Below are 15,858 nucleotides of genomic sequence, written 5' to 3' on the forward strand. Positions count from 1 at the left end.
GGTTGGACAATGAAGAAGAATAATATTTTGGTGTTTGACGGCAAGACCGAGACATTGGTCGCTATGCTCTCCAACAAGGACAACGACCAATGTCCTTTTTTCGACGGAGAAATTCACGAACAACTAAATAAAGACTTCACCTTCGAGTTTTCCGTCCCAGCTGATCACGAGGACTCCAAGCTCCTCATTGAAGGAAATTTGGTTGGTATTTATGACCTTGACGGTGACCTCCAAGTTTTCCAAATTTACAAGACTGAGGAAATTCACAACGGAGACTCACTTGAAAAGAGAGTTTATTCCGAACACTTATTTTATGAATTAAACGACGACATTGTTGAAGACCAAAGAGTTATTGACGGAACGGCAGCCACGGCAATGACAAAGGCTCTTTCCTCGTCTCGTTGGCAAGTTGGAACCGTTGACGACTTGGGTCTTGGAACAATCAATTTTTATTATTCTAGTGGACTAAAAAACATTCAAGAGGTGGCTAATACTTACGGAGGTGAACTTCACTTCCGTTTTGTTTTGAACGGAAACCAAATTTCTCAACGTCTTGTTGACTTGAGGACTCGACTTGGTTCCGACACTGGAAAACGTTTCGAGTTCACCAAGGACATGGTCGAGGTCAAAAGAACGGTTCAAATGGACGGTCTAAAAACGGCTTTTTATGGTCGAGGAAAAGGTGAACAAACGGAGGACAATGGCTATACTCGAAAGGTTACTTTCCGAGACGTTGTTTGGTCGACAACTTACGGAGACCCAGTCGACAAGCCAGCAGGTCAAGAGTGGATTGGAGACCCAACGGCTCTTTCCAAGTTTGGTCGAGCCAATGGAACTCGCCATAGATTCGGAGTTTTTGAGGTTGATACAACCGACCCAAATGAACTTATTGAGAAGACTTGGCAAGAATTACAACGAGTTTCAACTCCAGTCGTGACCTATGAAATGAGTGTCATTTCCTTGGAGCATTTCGCTGGCTACGAGCATGAGAAAGTCCGTAAAGGAGACACCGTTTATGTAATTGACCGAGAACTTGGTCTTGAAATTGAGGCTCGTGTTCTTGACATTAAACGAGACCCAGAAGACCCAGAGGCAACGGAAATTGTCCTTGGTAACTTCATTGACGACATTACAAACTATAATTCAAAGATTGAACAAATCGAGGCAACAATTACTGATCGAAAAGGAGTATGGGACTCGGTTGAGAACCCAATTGACGACACGGACATTGTGGACGTTGCTCCTTCGGTTCCAGCTTTTGTCTCGGCAAAAGGTTTGTTCAAGTCAATTAATGTGAGCTGGACTTTTGACCCGTCCATTCGAGTTTCCTCTTATGAGCTTTATGGTTCAAAGGTTCAAGGTTTCACTCCAGACCCAACGAACTTATTGTTCAAAGGAAAGAGTGGAGGTCATGTGATTGACGCTGACACGAACGAAACTTGGTATTTCCGAGTGAGAGCCGTCAACCCACATGGAGTTTCCTCGGCATACACTCAAGAATTTTCGGCAACGACAACCCAGGTTGCAACTCCAGACTTCGAGGACTTGTCGGTCACAAACGAGAAGGTCGGAAACCTCTCGGCTGACAAAATCACTTTCGGAACCTTGGACGGAACCAAAGCAACCATTGTCAACATTGACGCTAACAACATAAACGCTGGAAAGCTAAAAGCTCAATATGTCCAAATTGGTTCAACGACCACATATGAGAACGGTTATGACCCAAGCACGAAAGAAACTCCGAGTGGTTCTCAAGCAAAGGCAAACGCTGCCGAACAAAACGCAAAAGACTACACGGACCAGCAACTCGTGAATTATGTGGACGTTACGACTTACGGTCAAGACTTGGAGAATATCCAAAATCAAATTGACGGAAACATTACAACTTGGTTCTACGATTATGACCCAACGTTGACAAATGCTCCAGCCAATACATGGGCAACCAACACGGACAAAGACAACCACATTGGAGACTTATTCTATAACACACAAACTGGTTATGGTTGGAGGTTCGCAAAGGACTCCTCAACTGGAGCTTATTCATGGGTTCAAATAAAAGACACGGACATTCAAAAAGCTCTAGCAGACGCAGCTCAAGCTCAAGACACGGCTGACTCCAAACGTCGAGTGTTTGTTACTCAACCAATTCCACCATATGACGTTGGAGACCTTTGGACACAAGGAGCAAGTGGAGACATTTACAAGTGTAAGGTTGCTCGTGCAAGTGGCTCTTATGTTGCAAGTGATTGGGAGAAAGCCTCTAAATATACGGACGACACGAGAGCAATTCAAGCAGAGTCCAACGCTAAAAGTTACGCTGACACGGTTTCGGCTACGGCTGAGACTAACGCTAAAAACTACGCAAAACCTTCGGTGGTTCAAGTTTACGACCACGGCTTTGTAAATGGGAAGTCATTCTGGTCCGACTCATATAGCGGTCAAGAGGTCACTTCGACGACAAAAGGAACAATCACTCCTTCGACGGAGGCTCTTGAAGGTGGAAATGTTTGGACACTCCAAGGAAACGCTTGGCTTTATTCCAAAAATGCAATTCCAGTCAACGTGAACCGAGTTTATAAAGTCACTTTCCGTGTTCGTCAAACGGTTGACAAAACGATTGGTGGTTCAAATGTCTATGCAGGAGTTGCCACTCTTGACTCTAACTTCCAAAACATAACTGGTGGAGCTGGAACTCACCGTTATTGTGCCGTGGCTGGGACACCAATTGACTTTTCAATGGGTTGGCAAACGTTTGAAGGTCTGATCACTGGAGTTGGTGACACTCACGACACATTCCGAGCTGGAACAACATTTGTGAGACCAATGTTCATTGTCAACTATTCTGGAGGAGACGGAACGGTTGAGGTTGACTTCGTGAAGTTTGAAGACGTGACCGAAATTCAATCTCTACAAGAAACGGTCAATGAGGTCGACTTGAGAACGACGGAGTCCTCAATTATTGCAACGGTGAGAAACTCTCAATCTTACCAAAACGACCTCGACTCAAAAGCAGACGCTTCGGCTCTCGGTGGTTATGCAACAAACAATGCTTTGTCTCAAGGCATTTCCGACGCTAACAAGTACACCGACGGAAAGGTCAAAGCCGTAAATGACCTCATTGGTGTGAACCCAGACAACGACGGAAAGACCGTATTTGAAAAAATCTCGGCAGTTGATCAGAAAGCCGACGAAATTGACATTAAGTTCACAAGTTCTGGTGGAGTAAACTTATTGAAAAACTCCGTTGGTTTCGCTGGGACGGACTTTTGGGAAGTCACTCTTGATATTGACCAACAAACTCAACTCCCAATTGGTACGGTTGAAACTCTCCAAAATGCCGAGCTTAGTGAAAAAGGAGTGGGAAGTGGTTTCGAGTTGAAAGGAGCCAAACTCGTTCAAACGATTGTCAACGCTCCTCAATATCACACTATTTCAACTCTCGTCAAAAAAGGAACGGCTGGGAGTGGTTACATTAAAGTGACCTACGACAACGGAACGGTGGAACAACGTGACTTTGTGAGTGGAACGGCTTATGACTACAAGAAAGAGGAAATCATCATTGAGCCAGTCGGAAACACAATCACAATTGAAATATACGGAACAACGGACTCTGGAATTATTTTCACTGGAACAATGGTCAACGTCGGAAATGTTGCTCTCCAATGGCAACACTCGGCTGGGGAAATTTACAACACGAATGTTCTCATGGACTTAAATGGTATTCGAGTAAACTCCTCGGCTTATAAAGGTTATACGGCAATTACTCCAGAAGAATTTTCAGGTTATGCCGAAGTTCCAGACGAGAACAACAATCCAGTCATGACCAAAGTTTTTACCTTGAACAAGGACGTGACCGAGGTTTCAAAAATTGACATTGACAAGGAGGTCACAATGGCTCCAGTCAAAATTGTTCCAGTCAAGTCAACGAACTACACTGGCTGGGCATTTATTTCCGAAGAATAATGAAAAGGAGGAAGAATAAATGGCTCTTAGTGGTTCATTTGGTAATACGTTTAGGACTGGTTACCGACTTCAAGTTGATTGGTCTGGTAGCCAGTCAATCTCTGGAAACTATACAACAATCACGGCAAACTTATATTTAATTTCTTTGGGTTCCTCTTACACAATCAGTTCCTCGGCAACAAAGGACGGTTCTCAAACTATCGACGGAGTTTCAAACACCTTCACAACGGCTGGAGCTGGCCTTTCGGGAAATCAAAAGAAACTATTAAACACTTATACTCGAACGGTTTACCACAACGCTGACGGAACCAAGTCGCTTTATATGTCGGCTTGGTACGACATTGAGGTTACTCTCGGAGGAACTTACTACGGACGTGTTTCTTGTAGTTCAGACATTATTTACTTGGACACAATTCCGAGAGCCTCAAGTGTTAGTTCGGACGTGAGTTGGACGGCTGGGACACAAGACCTTGCCGTTTCAATTTCACGAGCCTCAAGTTCTTTCACCCATACCGTCGCTTTGTATGTTCAAAGACCTTCGGACAACTCATGGCAATGGGTCGCTCAAAGAGACAATGTTGGAACCTCGGTGACTTTTGACTTCTCACTTCAAGAAAACACAAACATTTACACTAATATTGGTCAATACGAAAACCGACCAGCCAAAGTCCTCTGTATTACTTACAACGGAGGAAGTGAAATTGGTCGCTCTGAAAAGGTCGGAACCGTATATGGAGCAGGAATTGCCAAAATTTCGTTCTCCAACTTCAACATTGGAGCTAGTATTCCAGCCACAATTAGTGGTATGCAAGACTACGAAGGTTTCCAATACACTGGTATTTTCAAAATTGCTGGAACGACAATAAAGACATTCACATTTAGTCCTTCAACTCCAAACCCAACATTGACGTTTACTCAAGCCGAAATTGACCAAATGTATTCCTTGACTCCAAACTCAAACTCGGTTTCTGGTCAAGTCACGGTCACAAGTAAATACAACGGAGTTGACATAAACGACGGACTCCCAGCTCCGACATATGACCCAAATTTCAACTTCACGGCTTATGTGACCAACGCAAACCCAATTTTCACGGCTGGGTCTATTTCTTATGCCGACGTTGACCAAACAACCGTTGGAATTACTGGAAACAACCAATTTATTATCCAAAACAAATCTTCATTGACCGCATACGTCAACACGGCAGCCACGGCTCAAAAGTCTGCTACTCTTGTAAAATATGTCGTGACAATCAACGGTAAACAAGGAGAAATCACGACGGCAACTGGGAACGTGAACATTGGAACAATTACGGCTGGAACAAACCAAACTTTGACCATTACGGCAATCGACTCACGAGGAAACCAAACTCCGTTGACATTGGACGTGAATGTTCTTCCATACACCGACCCAACTCTCTCGATCAGTCTTGAACGTTTGAACAAATTCGAGAACCACACAACTCTCAAAGTGAGTGGAACCTTCTCCATTTTATCCGTTGGAGGAGTAACCAAAAACGCTATTGTTACTCTCCAATATCGTTATAAGGAAAAGACGGCAACTGACTTTGGAGGTTGGACGGCTCTCACCTTCTCAACGAATGGAGGAACGTTCATGGCTTTGGACGTAATTCTCCAACTTGAAAACACAAAGGCTTGGGACTTCGAGGTGCAAGTTGACGACAAACTCGTCTCTAACACCGACCCAGCAAGTGTTGGGACTGGGCAGCCAATCCTTTTCATTGACACGGTGAAGAAAAGTGTTGGAGTAAATAAGTTTCCAGAGTTGAACGGCTCTTTTGAGCTTGAAGGTCAATTGAGTGTTTCTGGAGCTGGCTCATTCGGTGCTGGTATTACGGTAAATGGTGACACAACAATTACTGGAAACCTTATATTTGACGGAGCAACAAAAGGAATAAAGTTCGACGCTGATCGAACAAACAAGTCCGAAATCTTTTGGAACGCTAATGCCAATAGTGACTACGGTCTTGTTGTCAAAGTGGACGGTAAAGACTCGGCTTGGTTCTGGTCTTCTGGAGACCTTACAATCAACGGAAAACTCAATGTTGGACTTGGTGGAATTTCTTTCCCAACCGACCCATATGGAGGCTCTGGAGACTGGGTAGGACTTTACGTTCAAAAATACACAAATGGTTCCGACCCAGAGTCTATGGAACTTGTCATTGACGCTCAAAACGACTGGCAAGACCGAGTTCGTATCACGTCAAGACTTCATGTCAATGACCAAATTAGTACGGACTGGGGTCTAGACGCTCAATCAATTGAGTTGACTTCAGAATGGGCTTACATTGATTTTAAGTCTAGTAGTTCGGTTGACTATGACATGAGAATTGGTCGAATGGGTAATGACTGGACATTGGGAGTTCAAGGTGCAGACCTTGTCGTTTACCACGGTCAAGTGTTCTGTCCTAATATAATCCTTGGTTCTGGTTCTTCAACTGGTGCTTATGGAGTCAACGGTGCTATTTGGTACGGAAATGGTTACGCTGGTACTGGTTTCTATTCATACCAAAACGGTTGGACTAAACGCTGGTAATAAGAGGAGGAAAATAATATGACAAAGACTGCTAAAATGAAAAACCCAAATAAAAAACAAACACTTGGAATTATTATTCCAGTGGGAGAAGACGGAACCGTTGTTCTTCCGCTTGATAAATTAGAGTTCGCTGGAATTAAGCCTGGAGGAAAGGTTGAAGTATTCTCGGACGCTTATGGAGTATTCATTCGTACTGCTGACGAGGACGAGGAGTGTGACGTTTGTGGAATGAACAATGGTAAGACACGCAAGATTGGAGAATTGGACATTTGTCCAACTTGTCTTGCTGAAATTTCAAAGAAGTCAAAGGAATAAGGAATTTTCCTTGTTCCTTTAAATTACTAAATTACGAAAAGGGGAAATGTTAAATGAGTAAATATATCGCAATTGACATTGGTCACGGTGAAGACACATGGACGGTTCATCATGCCAAAGGAATTAAGGTCAACGGTGTTGACTACGAAGAACACCATTTCAACGCTGCCGTCGGTCTAATCGTTGAAAAACGATTGAAAGAGCTTGGGTTCCGAACAATCCTTGGTCAACCAGCTTACAAAAACGACGTTCCTCTCCAAACAAGAACAAACCTCTACAACCGTGAAAAAGTTGACTTTGTTGTTTCCATTCACGGCAACTATTCTGGAAATGCAACGGCTCACGGAATGGGTATTTTTTATTGGAAAGGCTCCAACGACGGTCTTTGTTTTGCTCAAAAGTTCGTTGAGAACTGGAAAGGAATGGTTGACGGAGTTGGACTTTGGGGAAGTGGAATTTGGGTCTCTGAAAGAGGTTCTTGGACTAACTTCCATATTGTCCGTGAGACCAACGCTCCAGCTTGTTTAATCGAGGCAGGTTTCTTCTCAAACATTGCTGGTGACTTCAAATATATGTTTGGAGAACACAAAGAAAAATATAGAGAACAAGTCGCCGAGGCAATCGTCAAGACCGTTTGTGACTATTTCGGAGTTGCTTACAATGAAACAAAAATTGAAATTACACATGAGACTCCAGTTCAACACAATAATGGAAACTACAAAATCAAGGCTGGGGACACATTCTATTCAATTGCTCGTGACTTTGGAATTTCCGTCCAAGACATTCAACAAGCAAACCCAGGAGTCAACCCAAGAGCCTTACAAATTGGTTCTTACATTGTGGTTCCTCAAAAGACGGCTCCAGCTCCACAACCAAAAGGTGATATGAATACAAATTCAATTGTCACTTATTTGAACTCAATCGGAGTGGACTCAAGTTTTGCTAACCGTGAAAAACTCGCTGCTCAATATGGAATTGCTGGTTATCGAGGAACGGCTGATCAAAACTTGAAACTTCTTGAACTAATGAGGAAAGGTTCGACTCCAGCTCCACAACCAGTGGCTCCTCCTGCTCCAAAAGGAGACCAAAAGACTAATAGTCTAGTTGACTATTTGAAGTCAATTGGAGTGGACTCAAGTTTTGCCAATAGAAAAAGACTAGCTGGTCAATACGGAATTGCCAACTACAAAGGAACGGCTGCTCAAAATACTCAACTTTTAGTCAAAATGAGAGGTCACTAATTCCTTGAAAATTCGTTGGTATTAGTAACATTAATCAAAGACCTTTGACGAGTCGAAATGACCGTTGGAGGTCTTTTTCATTTAGCGGGAAAGGAGGAGCCTGGTTTGGAACAAGTGTTATTAGAACTGGCCTCAAAGGAAGGTTTGTTTGCCGTCCTTTTCGTTATTTTACTTTTATACACCATTGTGGACTCTCGGAAACGTGAGGAAAAGCTAATGACCTTCATTGACGAAATTTCAAAACAATTTGAAGTCCTTGCTCGGCAATATGAAAGACTTGCCGAAGACGTGGACGAAATTCGTCAAGACATGAAAGACGTTTTCAAAAACAAGTAATGTCACAAGTTGTTCCTTCTCTCGTTGATATAGATAGGAACAAACAAGAAAGGAGGAACTCCGAATGGTTGAAGTAGGAGTCATTATTGCAGTTCTAGTTGGTTTGAGCCAAGTTGGAAAACAATTAGGTCTTCCAACTAAGTATGTTCCATTAATGAACCTCATTCTTGGTGTTATCGCTGGTCTCACAACCGTGGATGCTCCAACAATTCAAGAAAAGGTCATTTTTGGAATAATGGCTGGACTATCTTCGAGTGGTCTTTATGATCAGTCAAAGTTGTTCACCAAAAAGTAAAATTCTTTCATGGTCATAGTTTCGCCTCCTTTTTGCTCTCATGGTCTGGTCAACCGTGAGAGCTATTTTTTTTTGTCTCGTCACGGTCACAAATAGACCTCGTTGTTATTTGGTGACGGAAAGGAGGTTGAAAACATGACCATGAAATTCTTCAAAATCAAGTTTGAAGGATATTTCTACCTTGGAGAAGGTGAGACCGAGACCGTCGTTCAAAAACTAGGAACGAAACTATTCTCCATTGTTTGTTGTATTGCCAATTTTCAAGGTCAAGGTGGTTATTGTGACCTTTCCATTGACCAAATTGCCCAATACACTGGTATGTCACGAAGTACGGTTCTCCGTGAAATGAACAAGCTCAAGGAATTTACTTATGAAGGAAAACCTCTCGTGGAAGTCATTGAAGGAAGTTGGAGAGGCAAACCTAAAAACGTTTACAAACTCAATCCGAACCCAGTGTTCTCCGTGTATGGAGAAATCAATGGTGTCAATTTGGAACCATTAAATGAAATTAATAGTGTCAACTTGACACCAAAGAATGAAATCAATGGTGTCAAACTGACACCCACTAAAGAAAATAATATCTCTAAAGAAATATATAAAAAGAATAATAGTGAGGAGGACGAAGGAATGAAGAATGAAAGAATGACCAACAAAGAAATTGTTTCATATTTCAAGAGTTTACTTGAAGACAAACTTGGTGAAAAACAAAAAATTCATTATCCAAAAGTAATGTCAATGATGAAAAAGGTTGAAGGTCACTTTAACGGACTGATCAACAACGATATAAAACGGCTGCTCGAAATTGTTGCCGAGAATTACGAGTCTTGGTCAAATACGGCTCAATACCCGTTGGAGGTCGGAGTCATTACAAGAGCCTGGGTTATTGAACGAGCTAAGAAGGAACTTGAAAAAATGAAAAAAGAGTCGTCACAAATGAAAGAACAAGTCGTTGTGGCTAGTGAAAGACAAAAGGTTGCTCTCGACTCAATCATGTCTCGAATAAAGAAAAAAGGAGGACAACGATAATGAGTGAAACAAATGTGAACCGTTGTCTCATGGCTCCAGTTTGTAAGTTCGCAGGAAAGCCGACACATTGCCATGACCTATGTTTCCCATTCCGTAAAGCTCACGGAGAGAGTGGGGAAACTGGGATTGTTGGTTTGGCTGGTATTCCTAAAAAATATAAAACTTGTACGAAGGAAAACCTCCCAATAAAGGAAGACAACCCAGAAGTTTACGAGGCTATTGTTGGAATATGTGAAAACATTGAGGACTTTATTGACGAAGGAGTCGGACTCTATTTGTATTCCATTCCGTGTAATGAGAACCCAAAAGGAACTGGAACTGGAAAAACGACCTCGGCTCTCACTATCCTGAACACTTACCTACAACAAAGGTTGGTTCAACACATTAAAGGTGAGAGACTCATTGAAGAACTTCCAGCTCTATTCGTCAAAGCTAGTAAACTTCAAAACCAATACAACGCTCAATTCCGTGGAACCAAGGAGCAACAAGAGGAGGCCAGTTTCAAATTTTACGAGTTGAAAAAGCTCATGGTAAAGACCGACCTCTTGGTTATTGACGACATTGCTCTCCGTGGTTCAACCGAGGCTTTTGCCAATGAATTATATGAAATAATCGACGAAAGAGTCACGGATGAACGAGCCACAATTTTGACCTCCAACGAACCAATTGAAACCGTTGGGAAATTACTCTCCGAACAAATTCGGTCAAGGATTGAAGGTTCGTGTGAGCTGATCGGTTTTGAAGGTCCAGACCATAGGAGGAGGAATTGACCATGATTGAACAACGACTTCTTTCAAAAGTGATTGACGAACAACAATTTTATATCCTTTTTCGCTATGGAGTCGACATTCATGACTTCGAGACTCATGCCGACGTGTTCCAATTCGTTCATGACTATGTAAAGAGTGAAGGAACAACTCCCGACTTCCGAACCGTCGTTGAGAAATTCGACGAATTTGAATATGAGCCAGAAGTGACCGACACCTTCAAATATCTTTGTAAACAATTAAAGGCTCGGACTGGTAAACGACTCGCCTTTGAAATGCTCCAACATAGAGCCAAACAAAAGTTCAAGGAGTTGAATGGTGACGAGTTTGTCAAGTGGCTGGCTGCCGAGTCTTCCAAAATTGAAAAAATGACCTCCATTGACTACGAGGCTGGGACAAATTACGCTACCAACGGAGAAGAACGGCTCAAAATGTATGAGGAAGGAAAAGACCCAAACAACACGGTTCTCATTCCGTTTCCGTTTAATGTAATGAATGACATTTTCGGTGGAGGAATGGAGCTTGGTGACTATATCATGTTGTTGGCTTTCACCAACGTTGGAAAGAGCTGGCTGGCCTCAAAAATGGGTCTTCACGCTTGGTTAAATGGCTTTGGAGTCCTTCACTACTCCCCAGAGCTTTCCAAACGTCAACAATTGTTCCGCTTGGACACATTGGCTGGACAATTTGACAACCAAAAGCTCCGTCGTGGGCAGCTCGGAGACCAAGAAGGACGGTTCAAAAAGTTCCTTCGTGACTTTAACCCAGACAAACAAACGGTTCCATATATAGTGAAAACAATGGAAGACCTTCCAGTCGGTCTCTCGCTCGAAGTGTTGGAGGCTGACCTTCAAATGAACCCAAATGCCCAGTTCGTAATTATTGACGGTTTCAATTTAATGGTTCACGAGAAAGCCGACTCCACACGGAACAAAATGACGGCAACGTCAAGAAAACTCCGTCAAATTTTGGGTCGATACAAAGTGACCGGTCTGATCGTTCACCAAACCTCGGCTCAAAGCCAAAAGGAAAAAGCCAAGGAGGACGAAGACGGAATGAGAATAATTAGTCCTCCAGAAATTACGGACTTCTCGGAGACGAGTGCCGTCATTCAAGACTCGGCAACCATTATCACAATGGACGCTTATGACGGAATTGCCAAACTCGGAATAAGGAAGGCTCGTGAACCAAGAGCAGTTGGGAAAATTATCGAGCTTATTGCCGACGTGAATAATGGTATTTTGAAGGAACAAAGTGACATTGAATACTTCTAAATTCCTCGATTACGAAATTTTTACAAAAAATACTTCACACAGGAACGCTCGTTCGTTATAATATTTATGGAAAGAGGTTGACCTTGACTATATTTGACCTTAGTTCCATAGTCTTAGTTCAAACCTCTTTTCTGGCTTGTAATATTTTTATATAATAATTCCATACAGAAAATAATAGGGAGGACTTTGTGTGAATTATGTTTGTGGGTTGTACGAAATAACAACAAAGTGTGGGGAGTGCTTTTACTACAACGTAAAGCCTGGTCATTATGAAATTGATATTTTCTGTCCAATTTGCATGGAACATAAATACACATTTGTTGTTAAAGGAGACCACTTTGAACCAATCGCTTACTATGGAAAGGGGTTGAGGTTATGCTCCTCATTAGACAATACGAAGTCGACGTTGACTTCGAGTCCGAACTCCGTCAATACGAATGGTACAGACCTCGTTGGAAGGACAGTAAGCTAATTGCTTGCTCTCCATTCCGTGACGAGACTCACCCAAGTTTTGCCGTTACATATGACAAAGGTGGAATTTGGATTGACTCTGGAGGAAGTGGAGAGTGGAGGTCTGGTCCATTCATAAAACTACTCTCATGGCTCCGAAACGAGACATGGGAGGAAACTGAGGAATATCTCCTCGAAAAATACTTCATTATTGGGTTCCGAGACACCGACGACTTGGAACTCTCCTTTGACGGTTGGGAAGAAACCAAAAAAGAAAACGAGGTCATTCCTCTTTCCGTTCTTGATCAGTTCAAGTTCACCCATTCCTATTTGGAAAAACAACGAGGAATTGAGGAAATTTACCAACGAGCCTTGAAAATTGGTTATGACCCACAAAAGAAAGCCGTTTCCTTCCCCATATTCGATAAGAATGGAACGTTGGTGAATATCAAATTCCGTTCGGTTAATTCCAAAATCTTTTGGTACTACAACAACAACCCAGTCCGTGACCATTTATATTTGCTCGACTTGGTCATGAAAAAAGGCTCCAAGAAGGTTTGGCTCGTGGAGTCCGAAATTGACGCTATTACCTTGTTCAAGAATGGCTTTCCAGCCGTTGCCGTTATGGGAGGCAGCCTCACCAAGAAACAAAAACGGCTGATCCTCGACGTAGGAATTGAAACATTAGTCATTGCCACGGACAATGACAAACAAGGTCGACGACTTGCCGACTCTATTCACGACCAACTCGGTGGTCTCCTCGTTATTGAAGAAATGAGTTTCCCAGAAAAATATAAAGACGTGAATGACATTCCGACTGCGGAGCTTATTGAGTACGCTAATAACACAATTGAAAGAATATTTGACCTAGTGTAACCGAACACTAGGTCTTTTTTATTATTTTTGTACTATACGAAAATTTTGGTATGTAACCGTTGACAAGATAAAAGTGTAGCAGTAAAATAAATTTACAAATTACGAAATTAAGTAATAAAGAGTTTTATAGAAAAGCACGCCTCACATAATTTTTATTTTTGAAGTTTTTTACCATTAAATTACAACAAGTTTTCTCAATTGAATGTAAGGTAAGAAGTTTAGAAAATCAAAGTCATGTTATGGAGGACGTGTCTTTCCTATCCTCTTTTTTACTCAATTTCGTATTTTTTTTACTCAATTTCGTAATTTTTTTCACAACAATTACCCAATTTCGTAATTTATAAAGTGGAGGAGGTTCGTCGTATGTTGGATAAAATTTTCACTTGTCTTTATGCTATCGGTGTTTTGTTTCTATTCGTATATCTTTGCTTACGAAATATCGTAATTATGTAATTTGAAAAATTTCAAACTTATTTTTTGCAAAAATCTCAATCTCGCTAAAATGGCAGATTGGAAAGTTTTTAAAAAAGTTTGTCACAACAAAAAACGCTCCTCGTTGGAGCAAGTGTAAACAACAAAAATTTAAAATTTGGAGGAAATTGACCATGAAAAAATTCAATGTATCTGAAGACCTTTTATTGAACCGTTTAGCCGTGGAGTTTGCCGAAGGAAACCAAGAGGCTGGAGAAAAATTCGTTTCAATCGTTGAGCCGAAGTTGAAGTCATTCGCTCGTGGAAAATACTCCCCAATTGAAAAGGAAGACCTTGTTGCGGAATTTATGGTTGTTGCCATTGAAAAATGCTTTGACTTTGCTGATCGTTACAATGACGGTCAAAACAATGTAATGGGTTTGATTTATACGGCTTGCCGTCGTAAGCTCATTGACATTAACAAGTCTCTTGGAGCCGAGAAACGCTCCTCAAAAATGAAAATCGGTGACGAAATGGTCAACCGTGAAATTTCTCTGCAAGCTCACATTGGAGAAGACGGTGAGTCCACTATGTCCGACATTGTGGCTGCCGACCAAAAGTCCGTGGAAGACCAAGTCATTGAGTCAATTGAAGGCTCTACCGTTGAGAAGGTTGTTAAGGCTTTCGAGAAAATGGGTAAAGGTCGCCACTCAAAAATTGTTCCTCTTATCTACAAAGCCAACAAGTTTGATTGGTCTACCGAATTACTAAATAACGAAATATCAGAATTACTCAAGGCTGAAAAAGGAATTGAGCCGAAAGCCGACGCTATTCGCCAAGCCAAGTCAAGAGCAGTGAAGGAACTTCGTAAGGCTATTGAAAACGGACAAATCTCATTTGCTAATCAATTGAGTTGGAAAATGTAAATTCAATTACCCAATTACGAAATTGATTTCGATTTTGAATATATCAACTTCCACGGAGTCTATACCAAAAACTTCGTGGGAGTTGGGAAAATTTCCGTCACAAGCGTGACAGTTTCTCGTTGCTACTAATGGGAGACGGCTCCCAATACAAGTCAAATTCACAAGGAGGAAAAAAGTTATGTCAATTTTCACTGGTAAAGGAAAAGAAATTAAGGAACAAATGAAAAACCGAAAGGCTCAAAGTGAAGGTGAAAAACTCGATTACAAGAAAATCAAAATCAACAAGGACTTGAAAAAAGCTGGTGACTCAATCCGTGTTCGTGTGTTAGGTCCAGAAGACTTCACAACTTACGAGTCACACGGTTCTTTTGAAAAAGGAATTTACACTACTCCATGTATTAACCCAACTGGAGAAGGAGACAAACGCTGCCTATTTTGCGAGGCCAGTAAACATGAAGGTTTCACGGCTTTGAAACAAACAACTCGTTTTTTGTTTGCCTTCTACGACATTGACCTTGAAATGATTCGTTATATTGACGTGTCTTACACTCAAGGTGGCTCTTTAATGGACGACATTGAGGAATATGAGGAGTCCATTGAGGACGTAGCTTTCCAATTAAAACGTCAAGGTGAAGGAACAAAAACAACTTACAAGCTGGCTCCAATCTTAAAGTTGAAAGGTGACGACCAAGCCAAGTTTGACAAAGCCAACGGTCTAAAAGTTGACGACAACTTCTTCGAGAAGGCTCTCTATATCAAGTCAACGAACCAAATGGGAATTGACCTTGAGAACGCTGGTTTCGTCGTTGAAGGATTACTCGGTTACGAAATCCAAGACGACCAAAAGGAAGACAACAATGAGGAGCCAAAAGCTCAAGACGGTGGAGACGTTGACCCAACAAAAGTCTTTTAATTCCTGGGAGGAGTTTTCTCCTCCTCACTCTGATCAATGAATACGAAGAAGAAAAGGAGAGGTTGTTTATGAAGAAGAAAATTGAGGTTGGTCAAAAAATTCGTGTTATTGCCGACACTTTCACTCAAGACCCACATGGTCTTCCAATTGGCTCCGAGTGGGTTGTTGAACGTATCAACCCAGCTACAAAGTTCGACGATATGCCTCCGTTTATTAAGTTCATGGCTGCTCTCTCTGGAGCTGAAAAAGTTGACCTTCCAGAACGAGTCCATGTAAAAACTGGAGAAGGTCATGAAGACTTTGCCAACTTGGTCTTTGACGACTTTGAAGTTGTTCACGACTTGAACGGACGGAAAATTCGTATGTTGGAAGACGACTTTGTTGACGGCTTTAAAACAGGAGACGTTTTTGAAGTGTTCTGGTCCGAGTCCGAGGAGGAGTATTTGTTCACTGATCGTGAAGGAGACCCAAGACCGCTGGACTGTCATGAGTATGAGCTAGTTTAATACCG

General features: G+C 41.9%; 13 protein-coding genes. All 13 read left to right on the forward strand.

From position 1 onward, the window contains the following. Positions 1–9 precede the first annotated feature (9 nt). Positions 10–3,963: a phage tail spike protein gene (locus ACZ5AE_RS10545; RefSeq protein ID WP_464572023.1), complete on the forward strand. Its 3,954-nt coding sequence runs from the start codon at positions 10–12 to the stop codon at positions 3,961–3,963. A 19-nt stretch (positions 3,964–3,982) separates the two neighbouring features. After that, positions 3,983–6,517 carry a hypothetical protein gene (locus ACZ5AE_RS10550; RefSeq protein ID WP_464572025.1) on the forward strand — a complete coding sequence of 845 codons (2,535 nt, stop codon included), beginning with the start codon at positions 3,983–3,985 and terminating at the stop codon, positions 6,515–6,517. 18 nt (positions 6,518–6,535) lie between these two features. Beyond that, on the forward strand, positions 6,536–6,832 hold the full coding sequence (locus ACZ5AE_RS10555) for an AbrB/MazE/SpoVT family DNA-binding domain-containing protein (protein ID WP_464572027.1): 297 nt from the start codon (positions 6,536–6,538) through the stop codon (positions 6,830–6,832). 53 nt (positions 6,833–6,885) lie between these two features. Next, positions 6,886–8,073, forward strand: a complete 1,188-nt coding sequence (locus ACZ5AE_RS10560; RefSeq protein WP_464572029.1) for an N-acetylmuramoyl-L-alanine amidase — start codon at positions 6,886–6,888, stop codon at positions 8,071–8,073. 114 nt (positions 8,074–8,187) lie between these two features. After that, complete coding sequence (locus ACZ5AE_RS10565) at positions 8,188–8,409, forward strand: BhlA/UviB family holin-like peptide (protein WP_464573593.1); 222 nt, start codon at positions 8,188–8,190, stop codon at positions 8,407–8,409. A gap of 64 nt (positions 8,410–8,473) precedes the next feature. Then, on the forward strand, positions 8,474–8,704 hold the full coding sequence (locus ACZ5AE_RS10570) for a holin (protein ID WP_464572031.1): 231 nt from the start codon (positions 8,474–8,476) through the stop codon (positions 8,702–8,704). Between the two features lie 135 nt (positions 8,705–8,839). Next, positions 8,840–9,730 carry a helix-turn-helix domain-containing protein gene (locus ACZ5AE_RS10575; RefSeq protein ID WP_464572033.1) on the forward strand — a complete coding sequence of 297 codons (891 nt, stop codon included), beginning with the start codon at positions 8,840–8,842 and terminating at the stop codon, positions 9,728–9,730. Further along, positions 9,730–10,500, forward strand: a complete 771-nt coding sequence (locus tag ACZ5AE_RS10580; RefSeq protein WP_464572035.1) for an ATP-binding protein — start codon at positions 9,730–9,732, stop codon at positions 10,498–10,500. Before ACZ5AE_RS10575 ends, ACZ5AE_RS10580 begins: the two co-directional genes overlap by 1 nt. A 2-nt stretch (positions 10,501–10,502) precedes the next feature. Continuing rightward, positions 10,503–11,771: a DnaB-like helicase C-terminal domain-containing protein gene (locus ACZ5AE_RS10585; protein WP_464572037.1), complete on the forward strand. Its 1,269-nt coding sequence runs from the start codon at positions 10,503–10,505 to the stop codon at positions 11,769–11,771. Between the two features lie 375 nt (positions 11,772–12,146). Continuing rightward, complete coding sequence (locus ACZ5AE_RS10590) at positions 12,147–13,097, forward strand: toprim domain-containing protein (protein ID WP_464572039.1); 951 nt, start codon at positions 12,147–12,149, stop codon at positions 13,095–13,097. Positions 13,098–13,702: 605 nt separating this feature from the next. Further along, the gene (locus ACZ5AE_RS10595; RefSeq protein WP_464572041.1) at positions 13,703–14,434 is read left to right on the forward strand and encodes an RNA polymerase sigma factor; all 732 of its coding nucleotides are present in this window, start codon (positions 13,703–13,705) and stop codon (positions 14,432–14,434) included. A 178-nt stretch (positions 14,435–14,612) separates the two neighbouring features. Continuing rightward, the gene (locus tag ACZ5AE_RS10600; protein WP_464572043.1) at positions 14,613–15,347 is read left to right on the forward strand and encodes a hypothetical protein; all 735 of its coding nucleotides are present in this window, start codon (positions 14,613–14,615) and stop codon (positions 15,345–15,347) included. Positions 15,348–15,415: 68 nt separating this feature from the next. Further along, entirely contained in the window at positions 15,416–15,853 is a 438-nt protein-coding gene (locus ACZ5AE_RS10605; RefSeq protein ID WP_464572045.1) for a hypothetical protein, read from the forward strand. Positions 15,854–15,858 lie beyond the last annotated feature (5 nt).

The sequence above is a fragment of the Neobacillus sp. S1227 genome (assembly GCF_055385255.1).

Bases quoted from the DNA above. Each gene is read 5' to 3' on its own strand.
- ACZ5AE_RS10580 (WP_464572035.1), top strand. From the start codon at position 9,730: ATGAGTGAAACAAATGTGAACCGTTGTCTCATGGCTCCAGTTTGTAAG.
- ACZ5AE_RS10605 (WP_464572045.1), top strand. From the start codon at position 15,416: ATGAAGAAGAAAATTGAGGTTGGTCAAAAAATTCGTGTTATTGCCGAC.
- ACZ5AE_RS10570 (WP_464572031.1), top strand. From the start codon at position 8,474: ATGGTTGAAGTAGGAGTCATTATTGCAGTTCTAGTTGGTTTGAGCCAA.
- ACZ5AE_RS10575 (WP_464572033.1), top strand. From the start codon at position 8,840: ATGACCATGAAATTCTTCAAAATCAAGTTTGAAGGATATTTCTACCTT.
- ACZ5AE_RS10600 (WP_464572043.1), top strand. From the start codon at position 14,613: ATGTCAATTTTCACTGGTAAAGGAAAAGAAATTAAGGAACAAATGAAA.
- ACZ5AE_RS10560 (WP_464572029.1), top strand. From the start codon at position 6,886: ATGAGTAAATATATCGCAATTGACATTGGTCACGGTGAAGACACATGG.
- ACZ5AE_RS10555 (WP_464572027.1), top strand. From the start codon at position 6,536: ATGACAAAGACTGCTAAAATGAAAAACCCAAATAAAAAACAAACACTT.
- ACZ5AE_RS10590 (WP_464572039.1), top strand. From the start codon at position 12,147: ATGCTCCTCATTAGACAATACGAAGTCGACGTTGACTTCGAGTCCGAA.
- ACZ5AE_RS10585 (WP_464572037.1), top strand. From the start codon at position 10,503: ATGATTGAACAACGACTTCTTTCAAAAGTGATTGACGAACAACAATTT.
- ACZ5AE_RS10550 (WP_464572025.1), top strand. From the start codon at position 3,983: ATGGCTCTTAGTGGTTCATTTGGTAATACGTTTAGGACTGGTTACCGA.
- ACZ5AE_RS10595 (WP_464572041.1), top strand. From the start codon at position 13,703: ATGAAAAAATTCAATGTATCTGAAGACCTTTTATTGAACCGTTTAGCC.
- ACZ5AE_RS10545 (WP_464572023.1), top strand. From the start codon at position 10: ATGAAGAAGAATAATATTTTGGTGTTTGACGGCAAGACCGAGACATTG.